This is a genomic window from Paraglaciecola sp. 20A4, assembly GCF_011378905.1.
GTDB lineage: Bacteria > Pseudomonadota > Gammaproteobacteria > Enterobacterales > Alteromonadaceae > Paraglaciecola.
In genome coordinates this window covers 34222-53650 of sequence record NZ_WTPY01000006.1, presented here as the reverse complement: position 1 = coordinate 53650, position 19429 = coordinate 34222, and the positions used below count along the sequence as shown (strand labels likewise).

Annotated in this window: 11 protein-coding genes; 5 read left to right on the top strand and 6 right to left on the bottom strand. The window is 40.5% G+C overall.

All coding sequences use genetic code 11. From position 1 onward, the window contains the following. Positions 1-370 precede the first annotated feature (370 nt). From GQS54_RS08530 to GQS54_RS08515, 4 genes are all read left to right on the top strand, one after another. Positions 371-1141, top strand: a complete 771-nt coding sequence (locus GQS54_RS08530; RefSeq protein ID WP_166423575.1) for an SDR family NAD(P)-dependent oxidoreductase — start codon at positions 371-373, stop codon at positions 1139-1141. Between the two features lie 672 nt (positions 1142-1813). Further along, complete coding sequence (locus tag GQS54_RS08525) at positions 1814-2839, top strand: NADP-dependent oxidoreductase (protein WP_166423574.1); 1026 nt, start codon at positions 1814-1816, stop codon at positions 2837-2839. A gap of 326 nt (positions 2840-3165) precedes the next feature. Then, on the top strand, positions 3166-3321 hold the full coding sequence (locus tag GQS54_RS08520) for a hypothetical protein (RefSeq protein ID WP_166423573.1): 156 nt from the start codon (positions 3166-3168) through the stop codon (positions 3319-3321). A 5-nt stretch (positions 3322-3326) separates the two neighbouring features. Next, positions 3327-3512: a PEP-CTERM sorting domain-containing protein gene (locus GQS54_RS08515; RefSeq protein ID WP_166423572.1), complete on the top strand. Its 186-nt coding sequence runs from the start codon at positions 3327-3329 to the stop codon at positions 3510-3512. A gap of 96 nt (positions 3513-3608) precedes the next feature. On the opposite strand, the gene GQS54_RS08510 is transcribed toward GQS54_RS08515, so the two are convergent. The 6 genes from GQS54_RS08510 to GQS54_RS08485 form a co-directional block, all read right to left on the bottom strand. Beyond that, positions 3609-5660, bottom strand: a complete 2052-nt coding sequence (locus GQS54_RS08510; RefSeq protein WP_346766561.1) for an ATP-binding protein — start codon at positions 5658-5660, stop codon at positions 3609-3611. Between the two features lie 757 nt (positions 5661-6417). Continuing rightward, positions 6418-8433, bottom strand: coding sequence for an oleate hydratase (locus tag GQS54_RS08505; RefSeq protein WP_240919873.1), 2016 nt, complete (start codon positions 8431-8433; stop codon positions 6418-6420). A gap of 456 nt (positions 8434-8889) precedes the next feature. Next, positions 8890-9264 carry a response regulator gene (locus tag GQS54_RS08500; protein ID WP_166423733.1) on the bottom strand — a complete coding sequence of 125 codons (375 nt, stop codon included), beginning with the start codon at positions 9262-9264 and terminating at the stop codon, positions 8890-8892. Between the two features lie 51 nt (positions 9265-9315). Beyond that, a complete protein-coding gene (locus GQS54_RS08495; RefSeq protein WP_166423571.1) occupies positions 9316-11172 on the bottom strand; it encodes a PAS domain-containing sensor histidine kinase in 1857 nt (618 codons plus the stop codon). 257 nt (positions 11173-11429) lie between these two features. Further along, positions 11430-13706 (bottom strand): CehA/McbA family metallohydrolase, encoded by a 2277-nt coding sequence (locus GQS54_RS08490; RefSeq protein WP_166423570.1) that lies wholly within the window; start codon positions 13704-13706, stop codon positions 11430-11432. A 176-nt stretch (positions 13707-13882) separates the two neighbouring features. Beyond that, positions 13883-15925 (bottom strand): bifunctional diguanylate cyclase/phosphodiesterase, encoded by a 2043-nt coding sequence (locus GQS54_RS08485; protein WP_166423569.1) that lies wholly within the window; start codon positions 15923-15925, stop codon positions 13883-13885. 750 nt (positions 15926-16675) lie between these two features. Here GQS54_RS08485 and GQS54_RS08480 point away from each other — a divergent pair. Continuing rightward, the gene (locus tag GQS54_RS08480; protein ID WP_240919887.1) at positions 16676-18757 is read left to right on the top strand and encodes a TonB-dependent siderophore receptor; all 2082 of its coding nucleotides are present in this window, start codon (positions 16676-16678) and stop codon (positions 18755-18757) included. Positions 18758-19429 lie beyond the last annotated feature (672 nt).

Genomic DNA, 19429 nt, shown 5'->3' with positions numbered 1-19429 from the left:
GGTTTGGTTTGGTTTGGTTTGGTTTGGTTTGGTTTGGTTTGGTTTGGTTTGGTTTGGTTTGGTTTGGTTTGGTTTGGCACAGCAGAATCTACCATGACCATACTCCCTACCGCGTTACATGCTTAAATGTATAAAAGGCGCGAACGTTGCCCATTAGTCACACCTTATTTAAGTTGCTGAAACTACACACCCCAATGATGAAAACACTGTGCTAAAGAACCTTACGATGCTAAGAAAGGCCAAACACACCATGTTAAATATTCATTTCAAAAAGTTTGAAATACTGTTATTTATATCCGCTCAACAATATTATTAACAACAATTCAAACGCCTAAAGCAGCCTAGCGTTTATGAAATATAGGGAGCATATATGAACAATTTTTTTTCGGTAGCAGGAAAAGTCGCAGTGGTTACCGGTGGATCAAGCGGAATAGGCGCAATGATTGCGCGTGGTTTTGTCGAAAATGGTGTTAAAACTTATATCACGGCTCGTAAACTTGAGCAGCTTGAGCAAACTGCTGCTGAACTATCCAATATAGGCGAATGCATAGCCATTCAATCAGATTTATCAACGATGGCCGGAGTTGACGCGTTTGCGGATGAAATGCTCAAAAGAGAAACCAAAATCGACATCCTGATTAATAATGCAGGTGCGGCCTGGGGTGCGCCTGTTGAGGATTTTCCTGAAGCAGGTTGGGATAAGGTAATGGACTTAAATGTGAAGTCTATTTTCTTTTTAAGCAAACGCTTATTGCCGGCATTGCGCCTAGCTGGCGACAAAGATGAGCCGTCACGGATCGTCAATATTGCGTCTGTAAATGGACTTACCCATCCGCATATGAACAATTATTCCTATTCGGCCAGTAAGGCTGCTGTGATTCAATTGACTCGACATATGGCGGCCGATCTTCGTCCAAGCAATGTTAATATTAATGGTATTGCGCCTGGATTTTTCCCTAGCAATATGACGAAACACGTTCTACCACATGAACAAGAAATTGTGAAAAACCTACCCGCTCGAAAAATTGGCGAGCTGGCTGATATTGCCGGCACTGCGATTTACCTTTGCTCCCGTGCGAGCAACTATGTATGTGGGCACACGGTTGTTTTAGATGGTGGACAAGTAGCGAATGCAGGTTGAACTTAGCGAAAGCGTTAAGCTTCGCGTTGTATCAATGTAACGGCAACAAAATATCAACTTTTATTTTAACGTGATTATTTCGAAATCCATACCGTCTTGATCAATAAGTTCCCGCCCTACAATAAGTTGAGGGTTTTAAGCCAGCGTTTATCGCTGGCTTTTTCGTATAGGCACTTTGCTAAAGAAATTTATATCAAAATTAACGTGGGCATTACCCTAAGGTGAATATGGCTAACACAAAGTACGGGACCGTAAAATAATCCCGCTGGATGTTGGCTTGATTGGTGTGATTGGTGTGATTGGTCTGTTAGGTCTGTTAGGTCTGTTAGGTCTGATAGGTCTGATAGGTCTGATAGGTCTGATTATTTAGATGATAAACGGTTTGCAAACACGGTAATCAATGACTAACCCACTTAAAGCGGTTTACGGAAGTCGTATTAATGTTAAGACCAGCAAGGCCAAATATGCTTAAGCCGATAAGGTGAAAGCAATAAAACCGTTATAATTTAATAGCTTATAACAATTAATTGCCTGCAACTTAACGTTGGCGAACGTTTATAGCCATAAATAATAGCTATTCATCATTTTTTACAATGACTATTCTACTTCCGAAAAAAACTAAATATGTTCAACTAATGGTTAATCAATTATCACAGTAAGTAGGATTTCGGTATGTCTAAATATATAAATCGTGCAGTCGTGTTAGCTAAAAGGCCAAATGGCGAGCCACAAAATGAAGACTTTAGAATTGAAGAGCAACCCCTGTCAGAACTAGCTGAAGGTGAAATACTCGTCCGTACTCTGTGGTTATCTTTGGACCCTTACATGCGCCCACGTATGAATGATATGAAGTCATATGCAGCGCCTACACCTATCGGTGGCACCATGACGGGCGAAGTCGTGGGTGAGGTAATGGAGTCCCGTTCTGACAATTATGCTGTGGGCGATCGTATTACTGCTTATGGTGGTTGGCAGGAGTATTTTATTAAACCTGATGACGCACCGATGATGTATAAAATTCAGTCAGCTGGTATTCCTTTACAAGCTTACCTTGGCGCAGCAGGCATGACAGGGCGCACAGCTTATTTCGGATTAAACGAAATCGGTAAACCTCAAAAAGGTGACACACTGGTGGTCTCAGCGGCCTCAGGTGCAGTTGGCGGAATAGTTGGTCAACTGGGAAAAATGCATGGCTGTAGAGTCATTGGAATTGCAGGTGGCAGTGATAAATGTAAGTTCGTTGTTGAAGAGCTAGGCTTTGACGCCTGCGTGGATTACAAAGCTGGAAACCTCGAAAATGACTTACAACAAGCCTGTCCTGATGGTGTAGATATATATTTCGAAAATGTGGGTGGTGCGGTAACACGTGCGGTTGCAAAGTTAATGAATCCTGGCGCTAGAGTACCAATATGTGGTTACGTTTCTAATTATAATGATACGGATCTAAGTAAGGTGCAAACACCTCAGGACATACTCGCTAAGTCGCCTAATCCACCAGCAGCTCGTTTTTTCGTGCAAACTGAATGGCAAGATCAACACCAACAAACTACCCAGAAATTGGCCCAATGGGTTAAGGAAGGAAAACTGGTATACCGTGAATCGATTGCTGAGGGCATTGAACAAGCAATACCTGCTTTTCAAGGTATGCTTACCGGCAAAAACTTCGGTAAACAGCTGGTGCGTATTTCACCTGAATAATCACAGGTTTTTGTGTCGATAGTTGCATAATGCCAGCTATCGGCAATTGACTAATAAGCGTTTTAACGAACTCCTTTTTAGCGTAAGAATATCACGTTCTTTAGATCCCCCTCAGCCCAGTAAAATTTGACAACATAATCTCACATCTCCAACGTAATAGAATTTGATAGCTCACTGTCTTGTTTCTTTACTCTTCATACTCTTATGTCTAGCTGGCATTTATAACCTTGTATTATTAAAGGGCATTATTTTTAGCGTGTGATATGCGCTGACGTTGATTATTGCAATCGCATGGCAATTCAGCATATATTTTTAAAGGACTATAAATGAAGATGTTTATTCACCTACATAGACCCGTATTAGTTAGTATTTTCTTGCTGCTTATCAGCGCCCCTGCCAAGGCGCTCTCATTTACTGGAATGCGTTCAATGTTGAAGGCGAATCAAGTCTCACTGCTGACATTGTTACCTACGCTTCGTTAAATGACATGTTGACCGATACCAACCGGACCGGCGTGAGCAGCATTGACGGTTTTGGCAGCAACCTAGTGGGCAGCGGGGCGTTTATCTCAATTGAAACGTCTTTTATACCGGTACCAGAGCCCTCGGTATTATTGTTTTATGTTTTGGGTTTAGTTGGATTCGGCTTTAGGAAATGGAAGGAAGTGGAATAGCCACTAGGGAGTTTATACAACGCCACTCTTGTTTGCCCTTGTTTGCCCTTGTTTGCCCTTGTTTGCCCTTGTATGCCCATGTTCATATGGAAGGTTTTAAGCAAATTTCTCTATCATCGAATATAATCGTGATTGTTCCACTGGTTTAGCCAAATATTCGTTCATACCGCTGGCAAAACACTTTTCACGTTCTTCAGTCATAGCATTAGCCGTTAAGGCAATAATAGGAATTGAAGCAACGGATGTAGATAGTTGGCGAATATGTTGAGTTGTTTGATAGCCATCCATATTTGGCATCTGGCAATCCATCAAAATTAACGAAAATAATCGAGATTGATTGCTACCTTGACCGAGTATCGCTAGCGCTTCTACCCCATCATTCACTATAATATAAGGAATATTCCGCTGTTTTAGCATTTCACCGATAACCACTTGGTTAATTTCATTGTCTTCAACAACCAATATTCTGAGATGACTTAAATCTGTATTTATTAATTTGCCAGGAGTCGAGGCGATAGTTCGCAGCTCATGTTCCACAATACTCAACTCGATATTAGCTTTGAATGTACTACCTTTGTTCGGGACACTTTGAACACTTATGTCGCCTCCCATCAGTTGGCAAATCTTGCGGGTAATGGATAGACCCAATCCAGTACCACCGAATTTTCGTGTCGTGGACACATCCGCTTGGCTAAAAGGTAAAAATAAAAGCGCTTGTTGCTCATCAGTAATCCCCACACCGGTATCTTGAACCGTTATGGTTAAAGTGGCTTGGTGATTAATATTTAACGCCAATTTGGTAGCAATGTTAACCTGCCCATGACGGGTGAATTTAATCGCGTTCGACAACAAGTTCGAACAAATCTGCCGTAGGCGCGTTGGATCAGTCATAACGATAAAATTTTGAGTTGAATCAAATTGTTTTATAATACTTATCGATTTCTCTTTCGCCCGCGGATTGAAAATATCAACACAGTTATTGAGGACCTGATTAAGATCAACCTGCACTTTTTCAAGGGTTAAGTTACCTGAGTCAATTTTAGTGAAGTCTAAGATATCACTGATGATGCCAAGCAAAGAAGTCGCGCTGTCTTTGGCCAAACCTAAAAAACGCTGTTGGTCGGCATCAAGTGATGAAGCTTCTAAGATTTGCAGCATACCTAATACACCATTTATCGGTGTCCGAATTTCATGGCTCATATTGGCTAAAAATAAGCTGCGGGCTTCAAGCGCCAAAGACAATTCTTTGTGTCTATTCTCCAATTGAGCCCGATAATAGACTTGCTCGGTAATATCTTGAAATGCTCCGACCAACCTGACACATTTTCCTTTATCTAGCTCTGCTTTTCCTTTGACTGCAGCCCATTTTGCTTTACCTTTTTGAGTAACGATTTCAAACTCACCAGAAAAATGGCCACCTTGTTCAATGACTTTTTTCACGCATGCAGTAATGCGTTGTTTATTTTCACCTTCTTTATAAAATTGTAAACCCGATACTAAATCAGGTTCAAAATCGTCGTCTACTTCATGGATTTTTTTAGTCACTTCTGACCAAAAAAGTTTTCCTTCAATTAAATCAAACTCCCACGCACCTACACCTGCTACCTGCCCCATTTGTTCTAATATATCTTGTTGGCGAGCCATCATTTTTTGTTGTGCTTGCAGCAGGGTTAATTTCTCATGCCGCGCGATTTCGTTACCAACCCAATGTGAAAGTATTTCAACAAAATCGTGCTCCTCTTTACTAAATGGTTGAGCACGGGCAGCACTTGCTGAAAAATTGATTGTGCCAAACCGTTTACCTTCGACCAGAAGAGGGGCCCCGATGTAACTTTCTAATCCGAAATTTAGGTAGCATGGATGTTGAGCAATATGACTATTGCCTGCATGGTAAAACGACAGTGCCTGATTAGTGGCTAAGGTATGCACACAGTACGTATTGTCTAACGTGAATATAGTACCGGAAACAAGCGAGTTATCGGGGGAGATGGCATGGCGGACGGTGTAGTCTTCATTTTCTATTTCACTAATAATGCCCAATTCAAGCTGGAAATAATCTACACCTAATTGCAGCAGTGCGGCCATTTTCTGAGTATACGATAGATTACTATCTGAGGTTATTTGATACAATGGCTTTAAATTTTGCACTGCAATCTCTGTCCTTTTTTAACTAAGCTCGTATTTAGCGTAAACTACATTACACGTTTAGTGGAGACATAGATTAATTATATCTTGTAAGTCACTCCCAACAAAACATTGCATAATATAAGCGTTGACAATATAAGCGTTAACAAACGTTTTTCGGCATAGTTAGTCTGTTATAACGTTGTTTGTGGCTGTTGTATTGTCGATAAATTGCTGAAATGCAAGACACATCACGTTTACGCTAGTCTAATAACGTCAATCATTACGCAACATAATTAGTTTATTTAAATCGTCAAACATACTTATCGCGGCATTTTGAGAAATACTTTAAGGTTTTTTTCAAGATTTGAGTATGCATCTTAGTCAGACTCAACCTTAATACGACGTTAGTGCTTAAAGCAGTCGTTATAAATACATTTGCAGTGCCCTAGTGGCCGTGCGTTTATAGAGTCATTGCGGTAGCACTTTAGTGGTTATATTGTCAGCAATATTAAAGACATTCTTCGTTGTATGGCCAAGCAGAATAGTAAAACGCATTTGCCATACTTTAAACCATCGTAATCTTGGTCACGAAAATGAATACATCTATTGGTTGCCTACAAGTAATTGATAAATAGCAGCTTGTTTGCACAAGCTGATATTTTCTTAAAGGATCCGAATGCTTCTATACGATTACAGGTAATAAATTTTCGCATTTCACCTGCCACTGGTTTAAAGGCTTGTTAGTGCACACGATCATAGCCCCGCAGGCAACGCTAACTTAGTTACGGCCACGCAGTAAATCCAACCGGGCTTGAAGCCATGTTCTTGCACTGTCTAATGGATGACGATCTTCGAACAGGTCTCTGACAGATTGCAACTGTTGCTCAAACAAGCTGGATTTATGCAGGTCCTCCGGCGTTTCGTCTGGACCAAGTGGCAAAATATGTTCGAAATACGTGCCACTCAGTATACGACGCAATACCCCCTCACCTAAGAACGCTTTATCACTATTTAAGGTACGGGTAGCCCTCAATAATCGGCGAATATCGTATTGGCCAGGATAGATATCTGGCACTTGTTTTTTAATGCCTAATAAACTGTAAACCCCTATTCGCGCAGTTCTAACAGAGCTTTCAAGGGTAAAAACCACATCATTATGTGTTTCAACAAATTGGCCCATGCACGCAATGTTCGTACAACCCTTTGGCACAACTCCAGGTCGGTCTCCTTTGGCGCGAGGCATAAACTGACTGGTAATATACGGCATTAACGCGATACGGACTTTAGTGGCGGCTATGACTTCATCAACGTGTTCGATTAACCCTAAGTGATAGCAAACTTCTGCAAGAATTTCTTTGCCAGTACAATGCGGCATAGGCTTTTTAATATAATTACCATCTTTGTCCATAATCAGTCCGTAAACCCAAATTACCACTACATCTTTGGGCTGATCACGAAAATGAGGTTGACGGTTTACAGTGAAACTCATTAACCAATTAGAATCGGTAAATGTGATGATCCCGCCGGTGACTGTCTTCCCCGAAGTCGGCTCATTCACTGAGAGAGTTTTCAGCTTGTCTATTAACGGCGAAGGCTTACACGTTAAGGTGGCAGACTGCCATGTGGATGCATTCACATCACCACAGAATTTTTCTGGGCGACCAAATACAGCAGATTTTTTAGCTAAATTTTTCCATAATTGCCAACCCGACCCTGTATTTGGATCTTCGCCTTGTAACTTAAGTTCGGCCACTGTGTCATCGTTGCCATAGGCCGTATCTTCAACAATGGAACCGGTGGTAACAAACACAAGATCGCGTTCATTAACTTTAATTGTATCAGCACCCTTAATACCAATGGTTTTGATACCGTTCGTCGTCATTATGTCGCCTGTGGACTCAATATCGAGATCTGTCACCATAGTGTTGCACGTTATCTTCACACCCTGCTCTACCAGCCACGTTTTCAGAGGAAGAACAAAACTTTCGTATTGGTTATATTTAGGAAAAACCAAAGCGGTCATGTCATTTAGACCATCCATAAGATGTAAAAAACGATGCATATACAGTTTCATTTCAAGGACCGAATGCCAATTTTGAAAAGCAAACATGGTGCGCCAAAACGTATAAAAATTGGAATTCAAAAAACCTTCACTAAACCACTTCTGCACCGTAATATCATCTAAGTCTTCTTTTCGGGCCAATAGTAGCTTAACCAATTCTATCTGTTGCAACTTGGTCAAACCCATAATTGAAGAATCTTTTAGCTGCCCCTGCTTTTCTAATAAACGTGCTTTAGACCAGTTTTTATCCACATCATTAACAATTCGATACTCGTCCAGTACGGTAAACGGCGCGGGTAATTCCAACGCCGGGATCTCAGAAAACACATCCCAAAAATTCTGATAGGCCATTTCCATTTCTCGACCGCCTCGAACTAGGTAGCCTTCTTCAGCATTACCCGCACCATCAAGCGCACCTCCTTCAATATTGTCGGCCTCTAGAAAGGTGATATTCTGTGGGGGCATATGCCCATCACGAATAAGAAAAAATGCGGCAGATAACCCGGCGATCCCTGTACCTACGATATAAGCATGTCGTTGCTCAATTCCCGGTGTAGGCAGTGGTCTATGGTTGGTATAACTACCATGTAAATCAGCAGGAGGAAGGGTCGAATCAATCCCATTGTGCAAATGATATGTTGACGCATCTGGAGACACATTAAATGATTGCTTATTCATAGCATCGATATGAACTTTTAGTTGTGTTAGGTCAATTTCAGAATTTTGTGACAAGGGATGACTCCTTACTGATATGGAAACGATTAAATAAGCCTAGTGCTAATCACAGTAAAAACGTGACTGAAATTTTTACAACTAGTGCCTCATAAACATGTTGGCAGTCTACATACATAGCAAGCTATCCACAGATCAAATCGTGTTTTTCATTGACCTATATCAAGCATCAAATAAGAAGTTTACAAGCCTCAACTAGCAAAGGTGATGAGCTTATCTGCAGCACTATAAGTGGGGCTAGGATGAAGGGGCTAGGATGAAGAGTTTAGAATTATGGGTTTAAAATGATATTAAAGGCGGTATTAAATTTATAACTCAGCTCCGTGTTATTTTTTTGACGTCTCCAATATATGAACAACCTATTGTGTCTCAAATAATACAACGAAATTGACAAAAAATAACGGGTAACGAAAGGTGCATGACTTATGGCAACATCTTCGATCTATAGCGCATTATTTATTCCCCCCGTACAATCCTCTCTACATCGGCTTTCGCTATGGGTTTAGTGCGATATTGCTTCACACTTTGATAGGCAAGAGATTGCTGTCTATCGCTTTCTTCATCTGAAGAAGACAGCATAATAACGGCCGAGTCATGTTGGGGAAGCGATTCATATACTTTTAAAAATTCATGACCGTTCATACGCGGCATATTGATATCCAAAAAAATCAGTTCAGGTGGACTAGCCAAACTTTCTAAAATATCAAGTGCCTCTCGCCCATCATAAGCTTGTAAAATGGTAATATCAGCATCGTACTTTTCTATCATGAATTTCAATATAAATTGGTCTATGTCACTGTCATCTACAATTAAAATCGAACCTACTGTCATCACAATTACTCGCAGTTAATGTATTGATCGAGTTATAAGGCAGACGATGCTTTATTGAGGTAAAACCACAATAAACCTTGTTTCGCCTTCTATCTCTTTAAAGTGAAGTTGTCCGTGTAGCTTATCTACACTTTTTTTCATCAAATATAATCCAAGGCCTGAGCCAAATGATGTTTTTGGATGAAAGCGTTTAAACATCTTAAACAGGTTCTGATGCTGATCTTTAGGGATACCCAGCCCATTATCACTTACTTCAAGAACAAGATTTGTCTTGTTACGGTAAGTCGAAACTCTAATAAATGAATTATTTTTTGTTAAATCCTGATATTTAATCGCATTAGTCAGCAAGTTTTCAATAATTAACGCAAAAGTATTCTTAGGCAAAGAGATATCACCATGAAAACGCAGATCATACGTGATGTCCAATCTTGCAAAATTAGGCATATGTTTTATCTTATCAATTGTATCGTCTAAAAATAGCTGAACATTAATACACTGACTATCTTCTTCTACGTGTTGCACTTTTGTGATGGTCAGAATATCTTTAACAAGGTCTTCTAGCTTTCCTAAAGAAGCTTGAATTAATCCTATACTGGCTAACGCCCCGTCTATTTCTCCTTGCTGAATATAGTGCGTAACAATATCCAGTAAACCAATCGACGAAATCAAAGGCGAACGAAGATCATGTGATGTGCGATAAGCAAACTCTTCTAGTTCTGAATTAGCTTGCTTGATATCAGCCTCAGATTTTTTGCGAACAGAGATGTCACGCACTATCCCACTATACAGTTTACGTCCTTGAACGTTCACTTCACTTACCGATAGGTCTAAGGGAAAGGTGTTGCCGTCTTTTCTTAACCCAACGACTTCACGGCCACTGCCTATTATTTTTTTCGCGCCCGTATTATGGTAATTTTTTAGATATCCATCATGTTCACTATGATACGGCTCAGGCATTAATATTTTTACGTTCTGGCCCACGGCTTCACTTGCTTGGTAACCAAAAATTGCTTCACATGCTTTATTGTAGTGCTCGATACGCCCGTTCTCATCGATAGTGATTAAACCATCAACCGTATTATCAAGAACCGCAGCAAGACGCTGCTGTGCCTCTTGTAGCTCAGTGATGTCTCTTATAATACCGCTGTATATTTTTCTGCCTTTTATATCGACTTCACTGATAGAGAGATCCATAGGAAAAATGGTACCGTCTTTCTTTCTACCTTCAACCTGACGCCCGTTGCCAATGATCTTCTTTGTACCGGAAGCATGGTAATTTTTTACGTAGCCATCGTGTTCGCCATGATACGACTCGGGCATAAGCATTTTCACATTATGGCCGATAACGTCTGCCGCTCTATAGCCAAATAGTACTTCACACGCTTTATTAAATGTTTCAACGCGGCCTACTTCATCAATCGTAATCAAACCATCAACTGTGTTATCGACAATCGCCTGAAGTGTTGCTTGATTATCTTCTAATGCCTGTTTGGCACTTTTCTGTTCAGATATATCGCGAATAGTACCGACAAACATCGTTGTCCCAGAAATATTCATTTCATTGACATTTAGTTCCATAAAAAAAACATTACCATTTTTACGTTTAGCCTGAACCTCACGGCCCACCCCAATCACCTTTTTATTCCCGGTAGATAAATAATGATGAAGATAGCCATCATGTTCGCTGTGATAGGGTTCTGGCATTAGAATTTTTACGTTTTCGCCTATGACTTCTTCAGCACGATAACCGAATATATGTTCAGCAGAGCGATTAAAGCTCTCAATAATGCCATATTGGTTCATTGTGATAATGGCATCGGTCACCGTATTCAAAACAGCTGCTAATTTAGCCGCATTATCTTGTAAATTATCTTTTAGGGCGTTGGTATCTATATTTTCAGAAGGCATAAATATGCGTGTGAACCTTTAATGAGCTAGTCAGGTAAGCATAGACACATCTACAAATTAGAAGACATATACTATGGGGTAATTTTTTTAATATCAGCTGTACTTTGTAAGGTGGCAAGCTAATTTTGACTGTTAACTTACTTATCGTGGTAATGAAGTGACAAAATCTAATATACGTTAGTATGCGCAGGATCGAAAAACGGGGCCGTATTCGATACTGAGCCCCGTTTTGACGAACTGATAAATATGCTAACCGATTATAAAAATTGCGCTTTATCGACCAGTTTAAGCCAAATTGGATTTGAAAATGCTTTGTGTGCTTTTGTATCTTCTACCACTAAACTTACCCAGCCTGATTTTCGCGGCACATTAAATACAACGGATGCGGTGTCGCCTATTAGGGTTTGCTCACTAATAACCCCCTCTTTACCGATTAACTTCACGGATTTAAGTCCATTGACCGAGAGAAGCTTAAAGTTAACGGATTTTACCTGATGTTCAGCGAGCTTTATTGTGTCGCCAAACATAACATTTTGCGGGTAAATCACTGGACCAAAAGAGACATACGAGCGGCCATTTTTCATCGCCTGAGTAAACGCTTTAGCGTCTGGTTTACTCGCGGTATAGACAAACATTCGGTTTAAACCGCTTGTTTCATTCCACACATCATGAGTATCGGTACCTGCTGTGTAATAGTAAGGTAACCCTTCAGACCAGAACTGACGTGCTTTTTCGATAGCCTTCTGGTAATCCACTACGGCATTGATCTCAATCAAATCAATGGAGGGATCAAAACCACCTGGTACCGTTTTTTTCTCTAAACTACTCAGATAACCGTAAGGGATATAAGGGTGATTAGAAGCGACAGCAGTTGCCCCCATGCGCCGAGCATCTTTTATAATGCTATGTATATCGTCTACGCCAGGGTCAACAGATAATTGCGCGCCAATATCAATCGGGAATGCATTAAAGTGCCCCCACGACGGAGATATTTCTATCGAAGGAATAAACGGCACGTCACGCTTATCCGATAGCATCTTAATCTCAGCATGATTTGCTGTTGAATCATGGTCACTGACAAAGGTCACGTTCAGGCCCGCAGCCAATTGCGACCGTACCAAATACTCGGCCGATGTTGAACCTTCCATAACATCGGCATGATGATGCAAATCACCTGCATACCAGCCATGTTGTGTGGGGTATGTACTAACAGGAATTTCGCTGGCCAAGTGCGTTATTTTATTAGGTGTAACATGGGCGTTAATCAACACAGGCTTAGCGATAAAGCCACCTCCTGCTGATATGCTAAGTTGATAATCACCAGGGGCCAATGTGAAATTAGCCCGCCCAACGTCATTTAGTTCGGTAAAAAATGTTTTAGCGCCAAAAAATTCAATCAGTGGCTTACTGCCCTTTTCGATTTGAATTTTAGCGTCTAATGCTGACGTAGTCTGCGTATCTGTTACTTGAATATTAACTTCCCCCGGGGCTAAAAGATCATCGAACGGAAGCATTTGCGACACATTTTGTTTGATACTGACATCATGAATTCTGCTGTTGGCAAAACCTTCACCTGTGGCATACACTTGATAATCCCCCACGGGCAAATCAATACTGTACTGGCCATTTTTACCCAATACCCAAATGTATGGCTCGCTATCTTTCAGCACCACGACTGCCGGTTCAACAAGGGACTTACCTTCTTGGGTTTTAACACTACCCGTTAATGTTCCGGCCTTTTGGTTTTTGCGTTCAATCTCTGCCCGCACAACGGGTGAGAGGTCGCCGCTAGGAAGCACTTGATAGTCGCCTTCAAATGATATTGATCCCGATTTATCTAGACTATGCTTGGCGTATAAATCGCGAGACTGATTTTGCAGCTCAGTCATATAAGGTGCGTGTAGGGCAATCGCCCAATCAGTGTCGTAGCCAATAAATCGGTCTGATTTAGGATTGTTGACAGCCTTCTCGGGGTAAGTCGAATAGCCGGGTACAGCAAACTTATAACCGCCGTCCGGCCATAACGTGTAACCAGATAGCATATTTGTTAATGCTTCGCCTTCATTGGTCATGGTGGTTTTAACATGAATTTGGTCAGAACCTGATTCAAGGCTGTATACCGTGGTGATAACGACCTTCGCAAAGTCACGCGTGATCTTAACGATCGCTTCATCTTGAGTGTCTTTAAGAATATCAACTTTTTGATAGGTATTAGGCCAGCTAGACCAGTTATTGGGAATGAAATCAGCAAAGGCGACACGGTCACGACTTAATGTCCCGTCCTGGGTCACGTTGGCAATATCAACAATACAGCCACGAGCAACCCCCCAAGGAGGAGCTGAGCCTATCGCTAAAGAAAATGCCAACTTATCGTTTCTGATGGTTAGGTCTTTATCAGATGTTGCGTTACCGGCGGGAATAATGGTCTTACCCTGGATAATAGAGACAGCAGCATGTGTGTGTGCTGCCCCAACCAAACTAGTAACCAATATAAAGGCACTGGTCATTAGGGTGTTATGAAACGGTTTTATCATGAAGATTACCTGATGATGAATGATGAATGGAATGTCTAATTAGAGTATGAGCGAAGAAAGGGTAAACGCTGCCTGTGATCTAAGCAATCAGTAGCATACTGTATTAGGGGTGTAATCGTGACATTTGAATACCTTTATTCAATATCACAATCATAATTAGCTTGGTAAATAGCTTATTATTGCTTATTTAAAAGTGTCATTAAATCATCAAGTAACAGCGGTTTTGAGAGGTAAAAACCTTGCACATAATCGCATGATATTGTTCTAAGGTAGTCAAGCTGCTCTTGTGTCTCTACCCCTTCACCAATGGTAACTAATTTATATGATTTAGCGATGGAGACAATCGCGTTCACCATCGTCGTTTTTGAAGGGTCGTTAGGATCAATATCCGCCACGAACGCGCGATCGATTTTTAAACAATCTACTGGATAGTTAATCAGTTGATTAAACGCTGTATATCCGGTGCCAAAGTCGTCTAGCGCTAAGCTCACACCGATTTTTTTTAACTCGTTTAGTATTCGAAAACTCGTGTCATCTGCTTCTATTAAGCACGTTTCGGTAATTTCCAATTCAATTAAGCTAGGGGGTATAAAATACTTTTCAATTAATTTTTCTAATTGCTTTGGAAAACTGTCATTGGTTAATTCAATAGCCGATATATTGATACAACATATTGGCGGCGTACGGTTAACGGCTAAGAAATGCTTATTAATATTGTCAAAGGTGGTTTCAATGACCCATAAATCGATTTGTTCAATAATGCCAAAATCTTCCGCGATAGGAATAAATATATCGGGTGTAATCCCCTTCATTGCCGTTGACTCACATCGAATAAGTACTTCAAGTCGGGTCGGTTTTAGGTCGGAACAGGTAAAAATAGGCATAAATCGAAGCGTGAATTCATTTTCCAGCAGTGCATTTTTTAAATTTTCGGCAATCGTTTTTTTGAAATAAATGGCGGATGCAAGACTGTCATCAAATAGTTTGAACTGACCCTTTCCTTGCTGTTTAGCACAAAACATCGCTGAGTCGGCCCGAGACATCAATTCTTGAAAGGTTATTTTTTCGCCGTTCGAATACGCCAAACCTAAACTGATACCCACTTTAACTTCACAACCACTTACTGCTAAAGGGTCAACTAATACGTCTATAATTCGGCGACTAAATTCAACGGCTTTGTGGTTATCACAATCCGTAATCATAAGCACAAATTCGTCACCGGCTAATCTTGCAAATGAAGATTGCGTGTTTAAGTGCATTTCACTTAACAGTCCAATCACTTTCTGGCAAATAGCAGCGAGTAATTCATCTCCCACTACGTGCCCGTAGGTATCGTTTATTTTTTTGAAATCATCCACGTCAAAATAAAATAAACTCATTGAATGATGAGCAACCGTGCTTTTAAATTCTTTATTTACTTTTGAGATCATTCCTCGTCTATTGAGCAACCCCGTAAGTTGATCTGTAGTCGATATCTTTTTAAGACTATTCTTTTGGCGGATAGTCAGTAAAACAATCATCACAAAGAGTAGGAATAAAATCAGCATAAGTAGGTCAGGTTCAGAAATAATTTCACCGGACATCTTAATACTGTGTAAGGTCAGTAAGTAATCACCTGGTACTTTAGCATCATCAATAACAAGTTCTATTAATACAATATTTGATAAATCAACATGGGATTGCTCATAGCCAATATTTCGTTCTTTTTTCCACCACTGGGCCACAAAAAGGGCTTTTGTAGGCACCTCTAATGTTGTGACTTGATCACGGAGTTTAAACTCGATCGTGTTAAATTTATCACTTACGGCAACATCTTCCCTTGAATATGCAGGATTATTATTTCTGAAATAAAGTTTAATATTTGTCTGTTCTATTGGACTTTTAATACTGGCCACAATTTCGAAAGACTGATAATCAGAAAGATCTATCCCTTGCTTTATGTTTTCGTTATGACTGTACTTTAGTTTCAAGTTACAAAGAGAAAAAGTGCTGGTGACAGAAAAAGTACAAGCCACGGTGATTAAATGATTATTCAGTTCAAGCGTACTGTGCATGCCACCTTCATCATGATTTTCGATATCAACGAGTGTATTTGAGGATAACAAATCTAGTGAAACATCCATTAAACCAATACGATGGCTTATTAATGCCAATATTGAACAGGTTATAAATGCAAGTATGGCTCGGGATCTAAAGTCGCGAAAAGCGCTTGTAATCATATTGTATCATTCAGTCGATTATCTAATATTCAGTGGAAACGTATAAATGTATCGGCAAACAATCACTAATTTTGAGTAGCAACCGTATTTTCAAGTTTAATAGTACCGACACATTAGCAAGGTGAAATTTGTTTTTATATCGCATTAAGTTTTAATTATTAATCTTATGCAGTTTTTTTCAGCCTTTGGAAAGAATAAACGCAGTTTGTGATCTAAGCAATGAGCAACTCGTGTCATTTAGTACGCAATAATAAAGCAAAATAGGTTATTCAAATATCTTGTAATGCAGCTAAATTAAAAAGCAAACGCCTCTACTCATTGAAATCGACATATGAGATTAACGCTAACCTAGATTACCGAATTCAAGATAATCCTTTCAATTACCTGCACCAAGCTGTTATTGAGTATATTTTGATTAGCATTTTACGCTTAATATATTCCTTATAAATTTTTTATTATTCGCCCCGTCGTCAACAAACTCACTGGAGTAAATACTTTTTACTTAGCAAATATTGCCGCTTAGGTAAGTCAATCTCTTTTATCACGAGAGAAAAAACCGGCAGATAGTTCGATAATATTTTCGGTTATAAAAACATCACATCAAATGCAAATGATAACCAATGTCATTTACATTAAGTTTAGCGTGTGGAATAATCTTGTAACTAAAACCCAATTATTTACAAGGCTTCGCCCACCATCATGATCAAGCAAAGATTTAGGTATTTCACATTACTGACCGTTTTTTCCAATATGACACTTGCTCAAACAAGCGATAAAAACGAAGCAAAAGACATTGAAAAAATCGAAGTTACGGGCTCGTATATTGATGGTTATGGCGCTCACTCGGCGAGTGGTGCCTCTCGATTAGATTTAGATATATTTGATATCCCCCAATCTGTGTCAGTGATCACCAGCGCGCAAATGCAAGACTTTCAGTTAAACGATATCAATGATGCACTCGACAGCGCCACAGGCGTAAATGTGCAACGTATCGAAACAGACCGCACTTACTACACGGCTCGTGGGTTTGACATTACTAACTTTCAGATAGATGGCATTGGGCTGCCATTAACCAGCGGAAACAACCATGCAGACGAAGACACCGCTATTTATGAGCGCGTTGAAATAATACGCGGGGCAAATGGTTTAATGACTGGCGTAGGTAATCCATCGGCCACTATTAACTTTATCCGTAAACGACCAACCCTTGAGACGCAAGCGAAGGTCAACGCGACTATAGGTTCGTGGAATAATCGGCGTATTGATGCTGATGTATCTACGCCCATTACTGACAACGTGGCCGCACGAGTTGTTGCAGTAAAACAGCAACAAGATTCTTACCTTGACCGCTACGAGCAAGACAAAACCTTAATTTATGCTTTTGTGGAGGCCAACCTGTCCGACAACACTAAACTATCGTTGAGTCACAGTTACCTCGATAACAAAGCAAAAGGCAACAACTGGGGGGCCCTGCCCTTATTTTATACAGACGGCAGTGCGACGGATTATGATACCTCTACCAACACGTCTGCGGATTGGTCAAACTGGACGGTTATTAAAAACAACACGGTAGTAGAGCTAAGTCATTACTTTAATGACAATTGGTCGCTACGCAGTACTTATTCCCATAAAAGCACAGATGAAGATACCGAGCTTTTTTATGTGTTTGGTACCCCTGATAAAGAAACTGAGTTGGGTCTAACGGGTTATGGTAGTGAGTATGATTTAGACGACGAACATAACTTATTTGACATGTATGTAAGTGGCGATTTCAGCCTATTTAACCGGGATCACCAAGTAGTATTTGGGCTTAATTACGCCAAAATGAGTTATACCGACACCTCGTTGTATGACTACACCACAGGCAATGGATTTCCCGCTATCAGCAATTTAAACACGTGGGATGGCAATACCCCTAAACCTACATTCGCGGATGCATTAACGGGTAGTGATGTGCAAACAAAGCAAAAAGCAGCCTACTTTACCGGACGTTTTAATGTTGCTGATGGCTTGCATATTATCGCGGGCGGTCGCTTCAATGAATGGCACGCACAAGGGACGTCATACGGCGTGTTGCAAGATGTTAATAATGACGAATTTATCCCCTACCTAGGGGCTGTGTATGAATTTATGCCTAACACGGTCGCTTACGCTAGTTATACCGAAACCTTTGTATCACAAACCGAAGTCGACATTAATGACAACATTCTCGCTCCCATAACCGGTGAAAGCCGTGAAATTGGCGTTAAACGTCAATGGCTAAATGATTCACTTATCACCTCTTTTGCCTACTTCGATATTGAGCAAGTCAATGTGGCTATTGTTGATCCCGCAACCGCTGACTTTCCCATTGCAGAACAACGCTATATTGGCGCAGATGGTATTAGCAGCAACGGGTTTGAGCTTGATATTGCGGGTCAACTCACAGAGGGCTTGCAGGTCAGTGTCGGCTATACCGACTTTGAGATTGAAGGCGATAAAACGGTTAAAGCGTATACACCGAGTCAATTATTAAAACTTGGCGCGACCTATCAGTTTCAACAGTGGGAGCAATTCAGTGTGGGCATTAATATGCGCTGGCAGAACAAAACATCACGCAACCAAGGTGTTGTCGGAGAAGGATTCACCAACGCCGGAGATACCATTACCACCACACAAGATGCTTATAGCGTGGTGGATCTAATGGCGCGATACCAGTTAAATGACGCGCTCACCTTAACGGTGAATATCAACAATGCCACAGACGAAAAATACATCAATAGTCTTTACTGGGCGCAAGGTTTTTATGGCGCGCCAGTTAATTACAATGCCACTTTGAGCTGGAAGTTATAAACAATTAAATCAATATCTAATAGCCACGTTACAGTCCAGAACGAGCACTTTATTTACTAAAAAAACAGGCTTAATTGAAAACGATATGGCAAATAATACCTATCGTTTTTAGTTAGATTAACGATCGAATTATATGCGAAAAACACGTCATAAATGACACGTTTATGGGGCGTTCGTGGCGCTCGCTCTCATGCTGTTTATTTCCTTAACCGGCAGTATTCTGGTTTTTAAGTCAGATATCGATAAGCGGTTAAAGCCAGAAACGTTACAGGTCAACGTAGTAAAAACGGCAAAGCGATTACCCTTGGACACACTGGTAGACTCATTAAAAATGCTCACTTGAGTTGCGGTATCATTATATCGACAGCTAAATAAGTGAATACTTTCACCAGTAAAAGATCCGCAACAACCGCACCCGCGTCGTTCTTATTGGTAGTGTCAGAAAATTATAATTTATCTATTTTGCAAGTTTATTGAGCAAGCTAGTCTGGCCTATTCTCGGATTAAGCCCCTTATTTTTCGAATTCACTTTTAGCCATGGATGCTTTAATAGCCGTAACGTAACAACGCAATCGAATAGGTTCAGCGGCAAACAAGCAATTAGTGTTTCAATTTAAATAGCTACTTTTTAGAAATGAAGCTTATGCGGCGCTAAAAATCCCAGTAGCCGAC